16 protein-coding genes are annotated in these 16,282 nt (G+C 70.9%); 8 read left to right on the forward strand and 8 right to left on the reverse strand.

The window, feature by feature from the left end; genetic code table 11:
* Positions 1-4 precede the first annotated feature (4 nt).
* A complete protein-coding gene (locus tag EV284_RS14270) occupies positions 5-943 on the reverse strand; it encodes an ACP S-malonyltransferase (RefSeq protein WP_130333899.1) in 939 nt (312 codons plus the stop codon).
* Positions 944-1,032: 89 nt separating this feature from the next.
* Positions 1,033-2,241, reverse strand: a complete 1,209-nt coding sequence (locus EV284_RS14275; protein ID WP_130333901.1) for a helix-turn-helix domain-containing protein — start codon at positions 2,239-2,241, stop codon at positions 1,033-1,035.
* A 117-nt stretch (positions 2,242-2,358) separates the two neighbouring features.
* Between EV284_RS14275 and EV284_RS14280 the strand changes: the two genes are divergently transcribed.
* Positions 2,359-3,012, forward strand: a complete 654-nt coding sequence (locus tag EV284_RS14280; RefSeq protein WP_130334725.1) for a pirin family protein — start codon at positions 2,359-2,361, stop codon at positions 3,010-3,012.
* A 32-nt stretch (positions 3,013-3,044) separates the two neighbouring features.
* On the opposite strand, the gene EV284_RS14285 is transcribed toward EV284_RS14280, so the two are convergent.
* Positions 3,045-3,866, reverse strand: coding sequence for a serine hydrolase domain-containing protein (locus EV284_RS14285; protein WP_130333903.1), 822 nt, complete (start codon positions 3,864-3,866; stop codon positions 3,045-3,047).
* Positions 3,867-3,885: 19 nt separating this feature from the next.
* A complete protein-coding gene (locus EV284_RS14290; protein ID WP_130333905.1) occupies positions 3,886-4,356 on the reverse strand; it encodes a GNAT family N-acetyltransferase in 471 nt (156 codons plus the stop codon).
* A gap of 97 nt (positions 4,357-4,453) precedes the next feature.
* Here EV284_RS14290 and EV284_RS14295 point away from each other — a divergent pair, with 97 nt between their 5' ends.
* Entirely contained in the window at positions 4,454-4,909 is a 456-nt protein-coding gene (locus tag EV284_RS14295) for a MerR family transcriptional regulator (protein ID WP_130333907.1), read from the forward strand.
* On the forward strand, positions 4,906-5,925 hold the full coding sequence (locus EV284_RS14300) for an aldo/keto reductase (RefSeq protein WP_130333909.1): 1,020 nt from the start codon (positions 4,906-4,908) through the stop codon (positions 5,923-5,925). Before EV284_RS14295 ends, EV284_RS14300 begins: the two co-directional genes overlap by 4 nt.
* Before the next feature lie 14 nt (positions 5,926-5,939).
* Here the strand turns inward: EV284_RS14300 and EV284_RS14305 are convergent, their stop codons facing one another.
* From EV284_RS14305 to EV284_RS14315, 3 genes are all read right to left on the reverse strand, one after another.
* Positions 5,940-6,791, reverse strand: a complete 852-nt coding sequence (locus EV284_RS14305) for a DUF4429 domain-containing protein (protein ID WP_130333911.1) — start codon at positions 6,789-6,791, stop codon at positions 5,940-5,942.
* A 66-nt stretch (positions 6,792-6,857) separates the two neighbouring features.
* Positions 6,858-8,078: an alpha/beta hydrolase gene (locus EV284_RS14310; RefSeq protein WP_130333913.1), complete on the reverse strand. Its 1,221-nt coding sequence runs from the start codon at positions 8,076-8,078 to the stop codon at positions 6,858-6,860.
* Positions 8,079-8,204: 126 nt separating this feature from the next.
* Positions 8,205-8,831 carry a TetR family transcriptional regulator gene (locus EV284_RS14315; protein WP_130333915.1) on the reverse strand — a complete coding sequence of 209 codons (627 nt, stop codon included), beginning with the start codon at positions 8,829-8,831 and terminating at the stop codon, positions 8,205-8,207.
* 121 nt (positions 8,832-8,952) lie between these two features.
* Here EV284_RS14315 and EV284_RS14320 point away from each other — a divergent pair, with 121 nt between their 5' ends.
* Entirely contained in the window at positions 8,953-10,569 is a 1,617-nt protein-coding gene (locus tag EV284_RS14320) for an MFS transporter (protein WP_130333917.1), read from the forward strand.
* 126 nt (positions 10,570-10,695) lie between these two features.
* Here EV284_RS14320 and aceE read toward each other — a convergent pair whose 3' ends face one another.
* Positions 10,696-13,443 (reverse strand): pyruvate dehydrogenase (acetyl-transferring), homodimeric type, encoded by a 2,748-nt coding sequence (aceE, locus tag EV284_RS14325; RefSeq protein ID WP_130333919.1) that lies wholly within the window; start codon positions 13,441-13,443, stop codon positions 10,696-10,698.
* Between the two features lie 432 nt (positions 13,444-13,875).
* Here aceE and EV284_RS14330 point away from each other — a divergent pair, with 432 nt between their 5' ends.
* From EV284_RS14330 to EV284_RS14345, 4 genes are all read left to right on the forward strand, one after another.
* Complete coding sequence (locus EV284_RS14330; RefSeq protein ID WP_018545328.1) at positions 13,876-14,316, forward strand: DUF3052 domain-containing protein; 441 nt, start codon at positions 13,876-13,878, stop codon at positions 14,314-14,316.
* Between the two features lie 138 nt (positions 14,317-14,454).
* Entirely contained in the window at positions 14,455-14,913 is a 459-nt protein-coding gene (locus EV284_RS14335; RefSeq protein ID WP_130334727.1) for a peroxiredoxin, read from the forward strand.
* 102 nt (positions 14,914-15,015) lie between these two features.
* Positions 15,016-15,591: a TerD family protein gene (locus EV284_RS14340; RefSeq protein ID WP_130333921.1), complete on the forward strand. Its 576-nt coding sequence runs from the start codon at positions 15,016-15,018 to the stop codon at positions 15,589-15,591.
* 95 nt (positions 15,592-15,686) lie between these two features.
* Positions 15,687-16,265, forward strand: a complete 579-nt coding sequence (locus EV284_RS14345) for a TerD family protein (RefSeq protein WP_130333923.1) — start codon at positions 15,687-15,689, stop codon at positions 16,263-16,265.
* Positions 16,266-16,282: the final 17 nt, after the last annotated feature.

The following is a 16,282-nucleotide window of genomic DNA, read 5'->3' on the forward strand; positions in this document are numbered from 1 at the left end:
CTTGTCAGGCGCCCGCCGCGTCAGCGGCAGGAGTCGCGGTCTCGGCGATGAGCGCGCGCGCCGCGTCGAGATCCTCGGGGGTCTTCAGGGCGAGCGTCCGTACACCGGGCAGCGCGCGCTTGGCCAGGCCGGTCAGCGTGCCGCCGGGGCACACCTCGATCAGCGCGGTGACGCCCAGTTCCTTGAAGGTCTCCATGCACAGGTCCCAGCGGACCGGGTTGGCGACCTGGCCGACCAGCCGCTCCAGCACCTCGGTGCCGGAGGCGACCGTGCGGCCGTCCTTGTTGGAGACGTAGGTCAGTTTCGGGTCCGCCGGGGCCAGCTCGGCCGCGGCCTTGGCCAGCGTCTCGACGGCGGGCGCCATGTGACGGGTGTGGAAGGCGCCGGCCACCTTCAGCGGGACGACCTTGCGGACGCCCTCCGGCTTGTCCTCCGCGAGCGCGGCCAGCTGCTCCAGCGTGCCGGCCGCGACGATCTGGCCGGCGCCGTTGATGTTGGCCGGGGTCAGGCCCAGCTTCTGAAGGTGCGCGACGGAGACCTCCGGGTCGCCGCCGAGCAGCGCCGACATGCCGGTCTCGGTGATCGCGGCGGCGTCGGCCATGGCCAGCCCCCGCTTGCGCACCAGGTTCAGGGCGGAGACGTCGTCCAGCACGCCCGCGAAGGCGGCGGCGGTGATCTCGCCGACGCTGTGGCCCGCCACCGCGCCCGGCGCGATGTCACCCAGTGCCGCGGCGGACAGCAGTCCGGCCGCGACCAGCAGCGGCTGAGCCACGGCGGTGTCGCGGATCGCGTCCGCGTCTCCTTGCGTCCCGTAGTGGACGAGGTCCAGTCCGATGGCGTCGGACCACGCGGCGACGCGGTCGGCGGCACCGGGGAGTTCGAGCCAGGGGGTCAGGAAGCCGGGGGTCTGGGCACCCTGGCCGGGAGCGACGAGTACGAGCACTCTCACACTCTCTCTTGGAGACGGCCGAAGCCGCCCGTGGGGACAAGGACGAATAACTCGGAAGCCTTTTGTGGGCCCCCGACAAAAGGCTAGGGCTGGAACTCCCCATCGGTGAGCCGCCCCAGGATCAGGGCGATCCGCAACGTGAAGGCGGATCGTACATCGGAGGGCGACCAGCCCGTGACGTCAGTCACACGTCGGAGCCGGTAGCGCACGGTGTTCGGGTGAACGAAGAGCATCCGCGCCGCGCCCTCCAGACTGCTCGCCTGCTCCAGGTAGACACTCAGGGTCTCCAGCAGCGCCGAGCCGGCCTCCTCCAGCGGTCTGTAGATCTCCTCCACCAACTGCTCGCGCGCACTGGGGTCGCCCGCGATCGCGCGCTCCGGAAGCAGGTCGTCCGCCAGCACCGGCCGGGGCGCGTCCTGCCAGGCGGTGCACGCCTTCAGTCCGGCCGCGGCGGCCTGCGCGGACCGGGTCGCGGCCTGGAGGTCGTGCATGACCGGCCCCGCCACCACCGGCCCCGGCGCGAACGGCCCGATCAGTGATCTGGCCACGTTCAGCGGCTGCACCGAGCTGCCCCCGGCGATCACCACCAGGCGGTCCCCGAGCACGCCGGTGAGCACCTGGAGCTTGGCGTGCCGGGCGGCCCGCCGGATCGCCTCCACGGTCAGCTCGCTGTCCCCGTCCGGGGCGGTGCCGAGCACGACGCAGACGTTGTCCGGCGAGTTCCAGCCGAGCGCCGCCGCCCGGCTCACCGCGCCCTCGTCGGCCTCCCCGCTGAGCACCGCGTTCACCACCAGCGACTCCAGCCGGGCGTCCCAGGCACCGCGTGCCTCGGCGGCCTGGGCGTAGACCTGGGCGGTGGCGAAGGCGATCTCGCGGGCGTAGACCAGCAGCGCCTCGCGGAGCACGCGCTCGTCACCGGGCGCGGCCACCTCGTCGATGGCGCTCTCCATGACCTCGATGGTGGTGCGCACCATCTCCACGGTCTGGCGCAGCGTGATCGCGCGGGTCAGCTCACGCGGCGCGGTGCCGAAGACGTCGGTCGAGATGGCCTGGGGCGCCTCGGGGTGCCGGAACCACTCGGTGAAGGCGGCGATGCCGGCCTGCGCCACGAGCCCGATCCAGGACCGGTTCTCCGGGGGCATGGCCCGGTACCACGGCAGGGTGTCGTCCATCCGCGCGATGGCCTGCGCGGCGAGACTGCCGGAGGACTTCTCCAGCCGCCGCAGGGTCGCGGTGTGCGGGTGGACGGCGGATACCGCGGGGTCGCTGTGGTGGGATTCGGGTTCGGGCACGTGGACAAGACTGCCTTATCGGGACGCGCGCATGTGCCGCCGGGTCCGTCTCGCTCTTCCGCACCGGCCGGTACTTGCCTGCGGCACGGGCGCCGCGCGCACTACCGTGGGGGCGTGATGGAGGTACGGCGCGCCGCTGAGCGTTACCACGGAGGAGACCCGGAGGCGGGCATCGACTCCCGGCACGCCCTGTCCTTCGGGCCGCACTACGACCCCGCCAACCTGCGCTTCGGCGCCGTGCTCGCCTGCAACGAGGAACGGCTCGCCCCCGGCGCCGGGTTCGACGAGCACCCGCACAGCCACACCGAGATCGTCACCTGGGTCGTGGAGGGCGAGCTGACCCACCGGGACTCGGCCGGTCACGAGAGCGTGGTCCGCCCCGGTGACGTACAGCACCTCAGCGCGGCGGCGGGCGTCCGGCACGTCGAGCGCAACGACGGCACGGTCCCGCTGACCTTCGTGCAGATGTGGCTTGCCCCGCTGGAGCCCGGCGGTGAGCCGTCGTACGAGGTGGTGCCGGGCATCGCCGACTCCACGCCGTACGCCCTGCCCGGAGCGGGCGCGATGCTGCACGTGCGGCGGCTGGCGGCGGGGGAGCGGACGGCGGTGCCGGACGCCGCGCACCTCTACGTCCACGTGGTGCGCGGCGAGGCCGGGCTCGCGGGGGAGACGCTGGGCCCCGGCGACTCGGCCCGGATCACCGGCGCCGAGGGCCTGGCGGCGGTGGGGGTGACGGCGGCGGAGCTGCTGGTGTGGGAGATGGGCCCCTAGGGAGCCCTCCCCGGAGACCGGCCGCGGACAGGTCAGCCGCGGACTTCCGCCAGCACCGCGTCCGTGAACACCGGCCACGCCTCGATCGCCCAGGGCCCGAAGGCGCGGTCGGCCAGGGCGACGGCGGCCACCTGGGCGTCCGGGTCGGTCCACAGGAAGGTGCCGGACTGGCCGAAGTGGCCGAAGGTGCGCGGGGAGGACGAACTCCCGGTCCAGTGCGGGGACTTGGCGCCCCGGATCTCGAAGCCGAGGCCCCAGTCGTTGGGGTTCTGGTGCCCGTATCCCGGTAGTACGCCCTTGGTACCCGGATACTGCACGGTCATCGCCTCCGCGACCGTCCTGGGGTCCAGCAGGCGCGGTGCCTGGAGTTCCGCCGCGAAGCGCAGCAGGTCCGCCACCGTGGAGACGCCGTCCTTGGCGGGCGAGCCCTCCAGCGAGGTCGACGTCATGCCCAGCGGCTCCAGCACCGCCTGGCGCAGATACTCGGCGAAGGGGATGTCGGTGGCCTTGGCGATGTGGTCGCCGAGCTGCTCGAACCCGGCGTTGGAATACAGCCGCCGCTCGCCGGGCGCCGACATCGTGCGGTGCTCGTCGAAGGCCAGCCCGGAGGTGTGCGCCAGCAGATGGCGGACCGTGGCCCCGGGCGGCCCGGCGGGCTCGTCCAGCTCGACGGCACCCTCCTCGTACGCGACCAGCGCCGCGTAGGCGGCCAGCGGCTTGGTCACCGAGGCCAGTGGGAAGCGGTGGCCTGCCGGGCCGTGCGTCCCCAGGACGGTCCCGTCGGCCCGCACCACCCCCGCGGCGGCGGTGGGGACGGGCCAGTTCTCGATCAGCGCCAGGCTCTGCAACGACATACCGGCGACCCTATGCGGCTCACACCCGCAGCTCCATCAAGGGGTCCGGCTTGGGTTCGAACCCGAGCGCCTCGTACAGCGGGCGGGCGTCGGCGGAGGCGGTGAGCTGGATCTGCCGGGCGCCCCGCTCGCGGAACCAGGCCAGCAGCCCGTCCATGCACGCACGGGCGTACCCCCGGCGCCGGGTACCGGGATCGGTGGCCACGCTGAACACGAAGCCGACCACACCCCGCGGATTGGACTCGCGCCCGATCCGGTACTCGGCCGTCCCCACCGCGAGCGCCGCCAGCGCCCCCGGCCGCTCCGGGTGGTCCACCACGAACGCGGCGAAGGTCCCTTCCGGGTCGGCCAGCCGGGCACGCAGGGCCGGCAGGGACTCCCCGTGCCAGTTCCCCGCGTCACCGCCCCCGGAGACGGAATCGAGCATCACCTGGCGCAGGCGCAGCACTTCCGGCGCGTCCCCGGGCAGCGCCCGGCGTACGAGAGTCATGCGCGGCACGCTAGCCTCCGGCTCCGGGTCCCGTCCTGGCCATTTCTGCCGGATACCGCTTGCTTGGAGTGCGCTCGAAGGTCATAGCGTTGAGGGCATGACGGTGATGCAGACCACGCAAGCGGTGGCGACCGGCCAGGACATCTGCTCCGGTCCCCCGCCGCGCCATCCCCGGCCCGACGGGCAGGACCGGTACACGATCAGTGAGGTCGTCGCCTTCACCGGACTGACCGCGCACACCCTGCGCTGGTACGAGCGGATCGGCCTCATGCCGCACGTGGACCGCTCGCACACCGGCCAGCGCCGCTACACCAACCGCGACCTGGACTGGCTGGTCTTCGTCACCAAGCTGCGGCTCACCGGCATGCCGGTGGCCGACATGGTCCGGTACGCCGAGCTGGTGCGGCAGGGCGAAGGCACCTACGACGAGCGGCGCGAGCTGCTGGAGTCGACCCGCCGGGACGTGCTCGCCCGGATCGACGAGCTGCGCGACACGCTCGCCGTGCTCGACCTGAAGATCGGTTTTTACGCCACGGAGGGGACCACCCGATGACCGACCGCACGCTGCCGACCGTACGCCTGGGCGAGACCGGCCTGGAGACCAGCGTCCAGGGCCTCGGCTGCATGGGCATGAGCTTCGGCTACGGGCCGGCCGACGCCGAGCAGTCGCGGGCCGCGCTGGAGCGCGCCTTCGACCTGGGCGTGACGCTGTACGACACCGCGGACGCCTACGGCGCCGGGGAGAACGAGCGGTTCCTCGCCCCCTTCTTCAAGGCGCACCGCGACGAGGTGGTCATCGCCACCAAGTTCGCGCTGTCCATCCCGCCGGACGACCCGAGCAGGCGGATCATCCGCAACGACGCCCCCTACATCCGCCAGGCCGTCGAGGACAGCCTCAAGCGGCTCGACGTCGACGTGATCGACCTCTATTACATGCACCGCCGCGATGTGAACGTCCCCCTGGAGGAGACCGTCGGCGTCATGGCCGACCTGGTGCGCGAGGGCAAGGTCAAGCACCTGGGGCTGAGCGAGGTCACCGCCGGGGAACTGCGCACCGCGCACGCCGTCCACCCCATCGCCGCCGTGCAGTCGGAGTGGTCCCTGTTCAGCCGGGACATCGAGGCGCAGGTGGTCCCGGCCGCCCGCGAGCTGGGCGTCGGCCTGGTGCCCTACTCCCCGCTGGGCCGGGGCTTCCTCACCGGCGCCTTCACGGACGCCGCCAAGGAGCTGACCGACGGCGACTTCCGCCGCTCCCAGCCCCGCTTCACCGGTGACAACGCGACCGCCAACGCGGCCCTGCTGGAGCCGGTGCGCCGGGTCGCCGAGGCGCACGGCGCGACCCTCGGCCAGATCGCGCTGGCCTGGGTGCACCAGCGGGCCTCGGTGCACGACCTCGCGGTGGTGCCGATCCCGGGCACCCGCAAGGCGGAGCGCGTCGCCGAGAACGCCGGCGCCGCGCACCTCGTCCTCACCGAGGAAGAACTGGCCCTGCTGGAGCCGATCGCCGCGCGCGTCGCGGGGGACCGGTACGCCGACATGACGTTCACCTCGGCGGGCCGGGAGGAGTAGCGCCCACAGCTCGGCTACAGCTCCGCCAGCAGCTCGGCCTTCTTCGCGGAGAACTCCTCGTCGGTCACCAGACCGGACTGGTGCAGCTCGCCCAGGTGGCGGATGCGCTCCGCGATGTCGGCCGGGTCCCGCCGGGCCGCAGCCGGGACCGCGGGTACGGCGCCTCTCCTCCGCACCGCCGCGAGGACGGCCGCAGCGAACGGCAGCGACTCGTGCACCGGTCCGTAGCCGAGCCCGAAGACGACGGCCGCCGCGTCCTGGTCCGGCGGGACCGGGCCGGCGGCCCCCGCGGGGTCGTTCGGCAGCAGCCGCAGGTACCCCTCGAACGCCTCCGGTGAGCGCCACTCCACCCCGCCGAGGTCCGCGACCGCGAACCTCTGGTCGCCCGCCTTCCACTTCGCCGACGACGCCCCCGTCCACGACCAGCGAAAACGCACCGAGGTCCCGTCGAAGGACGCCTTCCCGTCGTACGCCTTGAAGCGGAGCGGTGCCTCCGGGGCGCCGATCAGGAACCGGTCGGCGGGACCGGACCCGGTCAGCGCCGACTTCAGCTCGTCGGCGTAGTACTCGGCCAGCGTCTCCCGCTCGGCCGGCAGGACCAGCCGGTAGGGGTCCAGGCCCTCGGGAAGCTGGCCGGCCGCGGCCTCCAGCAGCGGGTCGGCTCCGGCGCGCGGCTGGAGGCGCAGCACGACGGTGCCCCGTCTGCCCTCGGCCAGGCTCACGCCCTCCAGCGCGGCGAGCGGCACCCGGCGTGCACCGAGCGCCTGGAAGAGTTTCGGTGTGCGTATCCCCCGTTCGTACCGGATGAGCACGGAGTCTGAGTCGAACTCCCAGACGGCATGAAAACCCGCCAGTACGTCACCCATGCGGCTCATCGTATGCGGCACTTGTCCCTCCGTCGCCACCCGCGCGGACCGCACTTCCTGCTGTTTCTACGCGCGTCCCGCGGCGGGCGCGTCCGGCACGCCGGCCCGGCACGCCGCGTCCCCGCGGGCGCACGTCACCGAGCCGTACGCCCCCACGCCGACCTCGGCGAGGTTGCGCAGGCTGTCCGTGCCGGGCTGGAAATAACCGGCGTGGCCCCGCGCGTCGCGCGAGGACAGCACCCGCGCGCCGAACGCGCGGGACACCGGGTCGGCGCCGTGCCCGAGCCCGCCGACCTCCAGATACGGCACGTCCTGCACCCAGTCGGTGGCGTCCCGCATCGCCCAGACCCGCGCGGTGCGGTTCAGATGGGCGGCGCTGGCCGCGCGCATGCCGGGGCTCGCGGCCACGGCGATGTCGCTGACCCGGCGGGGCATGCCGGGCGCGGCGACCCCGCAGACCACCGAGCCGTAGCTGTGGCAGAACATCGACACCTCGGCCCGGCCGGGCAGCCCGCGCAGCAGCGCGTTCAGCCGCACGGCGCCGTCCACCGCCCGCATCGCGGTCGCGGCATCCACCCCGAGCCCGGCGGGCGCGGTGTAGTCGGCCCAGGCGATCACGGCGGTACGGGTCGCGGGCGCGGCCTGCCGCTCGGCGGAGTACAGCGACTTCGCCATGCCGACCGGGGCGCTGTAGGGGCGGTAGGACTTCTCGAAGGTCAGCAGGTCGGTGTCGACACCGGGCACCACCACGGAGATCCGCTGGGCCCGGCGCAGGTCGCCGAAGACCTCGGCGATCCGGCCCGAACCCTCGGGGTCGAAGGCGAGGATGTGCCGCTCCGGCCGCATCAGCGCCTCGTACCGGTGCATCCGGCGGGCCGCGTCCTGCTTGCCCGCGGTACTGAGCCGGTTGTCGTGCACGCGGCGCGACTCCACGTCCCGCTCCCGCTCCAGCGCCACCCGGTTGGCCTCGTACCGCAGCGACGCGGGGGCGCCGTTCATGTTGCCCACCGCCAGCGGGTAGCGGGTCGCCAGGTCGTGGCGGTCGTACGGGGTGAGCGAGCCGAAGAAGCGGGCCAGCCTCGCCGGGGAGGTCTTCGCCGGGTCCGGCAACGGCTTGCCGTGCACGCTGTCGCGCACCCACGCGGACAGGGACGACCGCAGCGCGGTCGACTCACGGTGGGTGTGCTGCGCCGTCCAGCCGGTGGTCGCGAGCATCACGAGCACGACGGCCAGGGCGAGCAGGGTGCGCCATACGCTGAGCTGGGGGGATTCGCCGAAGGAAGTCACTGGGAGGACACACTAGGAGAACGGAAGGGTCTCGGGTCAATCGAGTGGCGGGGATCACGTTTCGTGCGCCGACGGCCGGAACACGAACGATCTTTCTAAACGATCTCGTCCGTTCCACCAACGATTTCAGGCCGCGCGCCAGTTCCCCGTCAGCGCCGGGCCCACCTGATCGAGGTACGCCGCCGTGAGTCCCCGGATGGCCGCCAGACTGAAGTCGTCCCCGGTGCTCCACTGCCGCTCGGTGACCCGGATCACCCCGGCGAACACCGCCACCGCGAGCCGCGGCCGGGGGTCTGCGTCCACGTCGACACCCTCGCGCTGCGCGAGCAGCCCCGCGATGGTCTGCTCGGTCGCCGCCGACCGGCGCAGATGCGCGGCGAGCAGCGCGGGCGTGGACTCGATCATGCGGTACATCCGCAGATACAGCTCGACCGGTACGACCGACTCCACGGTCTCCCGTATGTCGTCCCAGCCCTCCAGCACGGCCTGCCTGAGCGCCTCCATCGGCGGTTCGTGCGGCGGCCGGGCGCGGACGGCGGCGACGAAGTGGGCCTCCGTCATCTCCTGCACGGCGAAGGCCGCGTCCTCCTTGCCCGCGAAGTAGCGGAAGAAGGTGCGCTGCGAGACGTCGACGGCCTCGGCGATCTCGTCGACGGTCGTGCGCTCGTACCCCTGGGTGGTGAACAGTTCGAGGGCGGCGCGCACCAGCGCCTCGCGGGTACGCCGCTTCTTGCGTTCGCGCAGCGTCTCCATGACCTCTCCCTGTACGTCCTTCCTGATCAGAGTATGCGGTCGGGTGAACAGTGGTCATATGGCAGGCGCTGACTTGTGAATGCGTTTGTCAACTGTCAGTGGCTGTCACTAGCCTCATTACATGACTAGTCAGACCACCATCGACAAGACGGGGCCGGAGGACGGGTCACCCACCGATGCGTCGCCGCGGCCCTCCTCGGGGCTGCGCGGGCACCCCTGGTTCACCCTGATCACCGTCGCCGTGGGCGTCATGATGGTGGCCCTGGACGGCACCATCGTGGCCATCGCCAACCCGGCCATCGCCAAGGACCTGCACGCGAGCTTCTCCGACGTGCAGTGGATCACCAACGCCTACTTCCTCGCCCTCGCGGTCGCCCTGATCACCGCGGGCAAGCTCGGTGACCGCTTCGGACACCGGCAGACCTTCCTCATCGGCGTGACCGGCTTCGCGCTGGCCTCCGGCGCCATCGGCCTGTCCGACAGCATCCCGATGGTCGTCACCTTCCGGGTCCTGCAGGGCCTGTTCGGCGCCCTGCTGATGCCGGCCGCGCTCGGTCTGCTGCGGGCCACCTTCCCGGCCGAGAAGCTCAACATGGCGATCGGCATCTGGGGCATGGTCATCGGCGCCTCCACCGCGGGCGGCCCGATCCTCGGCGGTGTGCTGGTGCAGCACGTCAACTGGCAGTCGGTGTTCTTCATCAACGTGCCCGTCGGCCTGCTCGCCCTGCTCCTCGGCACGTTGATCCTGCTCGACCACCGGGCGGAGAACGCCCCGCGCTCCTTCGACCTGCCCGGCATCGCGCTGCTGTCCGGCGCCATGTTCTGCCTGGTCTGGGCGCTGATCAAGGCCCCCGCCTGGGGCTGGGGCGACGGCCGCACCTGGGGCTTCATCGGTGCCTCGGCGCTGCTCTTCGTGGTCTTCGCCTGGTGGGAGACGCGGGTCGCGGAACCGCTGATCCCGCTCACCCTGTTCCGCTCGGTCCCGCTGTCGGCGGGCGTGGTGCTGATGGTGATGATGGCCATCGCCTTCATGGGCGGCCTGTTCTTCGTGACCTTCTACCTGCAGAACGTGCACGGTCTCAGCCCGGTCGACGCGGGCCTGCACCTGCTCCCGCTGACCGGCATGATGATCGTCGGCTCCCCGCTGGCCGGCTTCGCCATCACCAAGCTGGGCCCGCGCATCCCGCTCGCGGGCGGCATGACGCTCACCGCGGTCGCCATGTACGGCATGTCCACCCTGGAAGCGGACACCGGCAGCGCGACCATGTCGATCTGGTTCGCCCTGCTCGGCCTCGGCCTCGCCCCGGTCATGGTCGGCGCCACCGAGGTCATCGTCGGCAACGCCCCGATGGCCCTCTCCGGTGTGGCGGGCGGTCTCCAGCAGGCGGCCATGCAGATCGGCGGCAGCCTCGGCACCGCGGTCCTGGGCGCCGTCATGGCCTCCAAGGTCGACAGCGACCTGCCGGGCAACTGGACCGGCGCGGGCCTGCCCCCGCTGACCCCCGCTCAGCTCGACCAGGCGTCCCAGGCCGTCCAGGTGGGCGTCGCCCCGGTCACGAAGCAGATGCCCCCGGCGATCATCGCCAAGGTCACCGACGTCGCCCACGACACCTTCATCTCCGGCATGAGCCTCGCCTCCCTGGTGGCGGCGGGCGTGGCGGCGGTCGCCATCCTGGTGGCCCTGCTGACCCGCCGGGGCGTGAACGCCGAGGCAGGCGCGGGAGTGGGCCACATCTGAGTCCGGGTGACCGGTGGGCTTTCAGGGGCGCGGGGAACTGCGCGACAAGCCACGACGAGCCCGCAGCCGCGCGATCTCCGAAGCGGGAACGGTGATCGCGCGGCCACGCTCAAGCCGCGCGCAGCGCTACGCGTCCCCGCCGGCGGCTCCCGGCGCCGCGGCCTTCACATCGAGCAACTGGTACCGGTCGATCGCCTGCTTCAGCACGGACCGGTCGACCTTGCCCTCCTTCGCCAGCTCCGTCAGCACGGCCACCACGATCGACTGCGCGTCGATGTGGAAGAACCGCCGAGCGGCCCCGCGCGTGTCCGCGAACCCGAACCCGTCCGCGCCGAGCGACTGGTAGGGCCCCGGCACCCACCGCGCGATCTGGTCCGGCACCGACCGCATCCAGTCGGACACCGCCACGAACGGCCCCTCCGCCCCGCCTAGCTTGCGGGTCACGAACGGCACCCGCTGCTCCTCCTCGGGGTGCAGCATGTTGTGCTCCTCGCAGGCCACCGCCTCCCGGCGCAGCTCGCTCCAGGAGGTCGCCGACCAGACGTCCGCCCGGACGTCCCACTCGTCGGCGAGGATCTGCTGCGCCTCCAGCGCCCACGGCACCGCGACACCGGACGCCATGATCTGCGCCGGGATCGACCCGCCGGAGCCCTCCCTCAGCCGGTGGACGCCCTTGAGGATGCCCTCCACGTCCACGCCGGCCGGCTCGGCCGGATGCCGGATCGGCTCGTTGTAGACGGTGAGGTAGTAGAAGACGTCCTCGCCGTGCGGGTGTTCCTCGTCCCCGCCGTACATCCGCCGCAGCCCGTCCTGGACGATGTGCGCGATCTCGTACCCGTACGCCGGGTCGTAGGCCACGCAGGCCGGGTTGGTGGAGGCGAGGAGCTGGGAGTGGCCGTCCGCGTGCTGGAGGCCCTCGCCGGTCAGGGTCGTGCGGCCGGCGGTCGCGCCCAGGACGAAACCGCGGGAGAGCTGGTCGGCCATCTGCCAGAACTGGTCGCCGGTGCGCTGGAAACCGAACATCGAGTAGAAGACGTACACCGGGATCAGCGGCTCGCCGTGGGTGGCGTAGGCCGAGCCGGCCGCGATCAGGGAGGCCGTACAGCCCGCCTCGGAGATGCCGTCGTGCAGCATCTGGCCGGTGGGGGACTCCTTGTAGGCGAGCAGCAGCTCCCGGTCCACCGACTCGTACTGCTGGCCGAGCGGGTTGTAGATCTTCGCGCTCGGGAAGAACGAGTCCATGCCGAAGGTGCGGTACTCGTCCGGCGCGATCAGTACGAACCGCTTGCCGATCTCCTTGTCCCGCATGAGGTCCTTCAGTAGTCGCACGAACGCCATGGTGGTGGCGATGGACTGCTGGCCCGACCCCTTCTTCACACTCGCGTACGCCTTGTCGTCGGGCAGGGCGAGCGGCTCGGAGCGCACCACGCGGGTGGGCACGTAGCCCCCGAGCGACGTGCGCCGGTCGTGCATGTACTGCATCTCCTCCGAGTCCCGGCCGGGGTGGTAGTACGGCGGGGCGCCGGACTCCAGCTCCTTGTCGGAGATCGGAAGGTGCAGCCGGTCGCGGAAGCCCTTCAGGTCGTCGACCGTCAGCTTCTTCATCTGGTGGGTGGCGTTGCGGCCCTCGAAGTTGGGGCCCAGCGTCCAGCCCTTGACCGTCTTGGCCAGGATGACCGTCGGCTGGCCCTTGTGCTCCTTGGCCGCCTTGAAGGCCGCGTAGATCTTGCGGTGGTCGTGGCCGCCGCGGCCCAGGTGCAGGATCTGGTCGTCGGTCATGTTCTCGACCATGGCGCGCAGCCGGTGGTCGTCACCGAAGAAGTGGTCGCGGATGTAGGCGCCGGACTCGGTGGCGTACGTCTGGAACTGGCCGTCCGGGGTGGTGTTCATCCGGTTGACCAGCACGCCGTCCCGGTCCTGGGCCAGCAGCGGGTCCCAGCTCCGGTCCCACACCAGCTTGATCACGTTCCAGCCGGCGCCCCGGAACTGCGACTCCAGCTCCTGGATGATCTTGCCGTTGCCGCGCACCGGGCCGTCGAGGCGCTGGAGGTTGCAGTTGACCACGAAGGTCAGGTTGTCCAGCCCCTCGCGGGCGGCGATGGAGAGCTGGCCGAGGGACTCCGGCTCGTCCATCTCGCCGTCGCCGAGGAACGCCCACACGTGCGAGGCCGAGGTGTCGGCGATGCCGCGCGCCTCCATGTACCGGTTCATCCGGGCCTGGTAGATCGCGCCGAGCGGGCCGAGGCCCATCGAGACGGTCGGGAACTCCCAGAAGTCCGGCATCGAGCGCGGGTGGGGGTAGCTGGACAGCCCGTCCGGGAACTTGGAGTGCTCCTGGCGGAACCCGTCGAGCTGGTTCTCGGAGAGCCGGTCCAGCAGGTACGCGCGGGCGTAGATGCCCGGCGAGGCGTGGCCCTGGAAGAAGACCTGGTCACCGCCGTCCCCGCCGTCCTTGCCCCGGAAGAAGTGGTTGAAGCCCACGTCGTAGAGGGACGCGGAGGAGGCGAAGGTGGCGATGTGGCCGCCGACGCCGATGCCGGGGCGCTGGGCGCGCGAGACCATCACGGCCGCGTTCCAGCGGGTGGCGTTGAGGATGCGGCGCTCGATCTCCTCGTTGCCGGGGAAGAACGGCTCGCTCTTGGTGGGGATCGTGTTGACGTAGTCCGTGCTGCGCATCTCGGGCACGGCCACGCGCTTCTCGCGGGCCCGTTCGATCAGCCGCAGCATGAGATACCTGGCCCGCTCCCGGCCACGCTCGTCCACGGCGGCGTCGAGGGAGTCGAGCCACTCCTGCGTTTCCTCGGGATCGAAGTCAGGAACCTGACTCGGAAGGCCGCCAATGATGATCGGATTGCGATCGGAACCGGAAGCCACGCTGTTCCTTACCTGTCGGAGGGACCTGCCTACACCGTTCCCCATCGTGTACCTGGGGAACGCGGTACGTCATCCACTGGTTCTTCTCGTTCCCCCGCGCCCCCGGCCCGCCACCCGCCCGGCCACCCGGATCGCCAGTCGGTCAAACCGTAACGATACGCCCGGGGTGTGACGGGCATGGCAAAGTTGTTCGATGGGCGTATCGACGGATGATTCCGAAGTGCGCATACGGGGCACATCGGTGTGATGTGGTTCCCGGGGAAACGGGATACGGTGCCAGGAGTGGCGGCGAAGCGGCCCGGAACGTCACCGTTTCGGCGGTCAGGAAGGCCGGGTACTTGCGCGATCCGCCCCGCCCGTGTGGACTACGGCCAATGCTTCGCGCACGCGCGTGGCTCAGATATTCACCAAGACATGATCAGGAGGCAACCCGTGAGCGCGACCGCGGACCACGCGGAGGAGCGGACGAACCCTGCCGCCAGGCTGGGGTTCCAGCCCGGACAGGTGGTCCAGGAGATCGGCTACGACGAGGACGTCGATCAGGAGCTCCGCGAGGCCATCGAGGAAGCCGTCGAAGGCGACCTGATGGACGAGGAATACGACGACGTGGCCGACGCCGTTGTGCTGTGGTTCCGTGATGACGACGGAGACCTCACCGATGTACTCGTGGATGCCACCACGTACATCGAAGAGGGCGGCGCCATCCTGCTTCTGACGCCGAAGACCGGCCGTACGGGGTACGTGGAGCCGAGCGACATCTCGGAGGCCGCAACCACCGCAGGGCTGACCGCTTCGAAGAGCGTCAGTGTCGGCAAGGACTGGAGCGGCTCGCGTCTGGCGACGCCGAAGGCCGCCAAGTCCGGCAAGCGTTAGAAAGAACGCGTCATCGCCGCGCCGAGCGGGCCGGGACTCCCCGGTCCGCCCGGCGGTCCCGGCGTGGTCGCTGCGTAGGGTGGGACCGGGCGAGTGACCCGCGCTCACCCGTACGGCTCAGCGAAGGGATGCATGACGATGGCGCTCCAGATCGGCGACGAGGCACCCGACTTCGAACTCAAGGACAACCACGGCCGCACCGTGCGGCTCTCCGACTTCCGGGGCGAGAAGAACGTGGTGCTGCTCTTCTACCCCTTCGCGTTCACCGGCGTCTGCACCGGCGAGCTGTGCGAACTGCGTGACAACCTTCCGCAGTTCACCGACCGCGACACCCAGTTGCTCGCCGTCTCCAACGACTCCGTGCACACCCTGCGCGTCTTCGGCGAGCAGGAGGGCCTGGAGTACCCGCTGCTCAGCGACTTCTGGCCGCACGGCAACGTCAGCCGCGCCTACGGCGTCTTCGACGAGGACAAGGGGTGCGCCGTGCGCGGCACCTTCATCCTGGACAAGACGGGCACCGTGCGCTGGACCGTCGTCAACGGCCTCCCCGACGCCCGCGACCTGACCGAGTACGTGAAGGCGCTCGACACCCTGTGAGGGCCCCGCTCGCCGCGGGAACCCGTCACTAGGATCGGCACGTTGATCCCATATCCGATGCACTACGGGGCTGTCGGCCCCTGGACACCACATGGAGGACCCGTGGGAGTCAGCCTCAGCAAGGGTGGCAACGTCTCGCTGACCAAGGAGGCTCCCGGCCTGACCGCCGTCATCGTCGGTCTGGGCTGGGACGTGCGCACCACGACCGGCAACGACTTCGACCTCGATGCCAGCGCACTGCTGCTGAACAACGCCGGCAAGGTCGGCAGCGACCAGAACTTCGTCTTCTTCAACAACCTCAAGAGCCCCGACGGCTCGGTCGAGCACACCGGCGACAACCTCACCGGTGAGGGCGAGGGCGACGACGAGCAGATCAAGGTCGACCTCGCCGCCGTCCCGGCCGACGTGGAGAAGATCGTCTTCCCGGTCTCCATCTACGAGGCCGAGAACCGCCAGCAGTCCTTCGGTCAGGTCCGCAACGCCTTCATCCGCGTCGTCAACCAGGCCGGCGGCCAGGAACTCGCGCGCTACGACCTCAGCGAGGACGCCTCCACCGAGACGGCCATGGTCTTCGGCGAGCTGTACCGCAACGGCCCTGAGTGGAAGTTCCGCGCCATCGGCCAGGGGTACGCCTCGGGCCTGCGCGGCATCGCCCAGGACTTCGGCGTCAACGTCTGACGCCGTACGGCTCGCACCTCCTCCGGCGCCGTTCCGCGTTTGCGGGCGGCGCCGGTGGCGCAGGAGAACCAAGAACACCACAGGGGAGGAACAGCATGGGTGTCACGCTCGCCAAGGGAGGCAATGTCTCCCTCTCCAAGGCCGCGCCCAATCTCACCAGCGTCATGATCGGGCTCGGCTGGGACGCCCGCTCCACCACCGGCGCCCCCTTCGACCTGGACGCCAGCGCCCTGCTGTGCGGCGCCGGCAACCGGGTGCTCGGGGACGAGTACTTCGTCTTCTACAACCAGCTCACCAGCCCCGAGGGCTCGGTGGAGCACACCGGCGACAACCTCACCGGTGAGGGCGAGGGTGACGACGAATCGATTCTGGTGGACCTTTCCCAGGTGCCGCCGCAGTGCGAGAAGATCATTTTCCCGGTCTCGATCCATATGGCGGACGAGCGCGACCAGTCCTTCGGCCAGGTCGCCAACGCCTTCATCCGGGTGGTCAACCGGTCCGACGACCAGGAACTCGCGCGCTACGACCTCAGCGAGGACGCCTCCACCGAAACGGCCATGATCTTCGGCGAGCTCTACCGGTATCAGGGCGAATGGAAGTTCCGTGCGGTCGGACAGGGGTACGCGTCCGGACTTCGGGGCATCGCTCTAGACTTCGGAGTCAACGTTTCGTAAAGCCGGGTACGGCGACG

This window comes from Streptomyces sp. BK022, assembly GCF_004217355.1.
Taxonomy (GTDB): domain Bacteria; phylum Actinomycetota; class Actinomycetes; order Streptomycetales; family Streptomycetaceae; genus Streptomyces; species Streptomyces griseoluteus.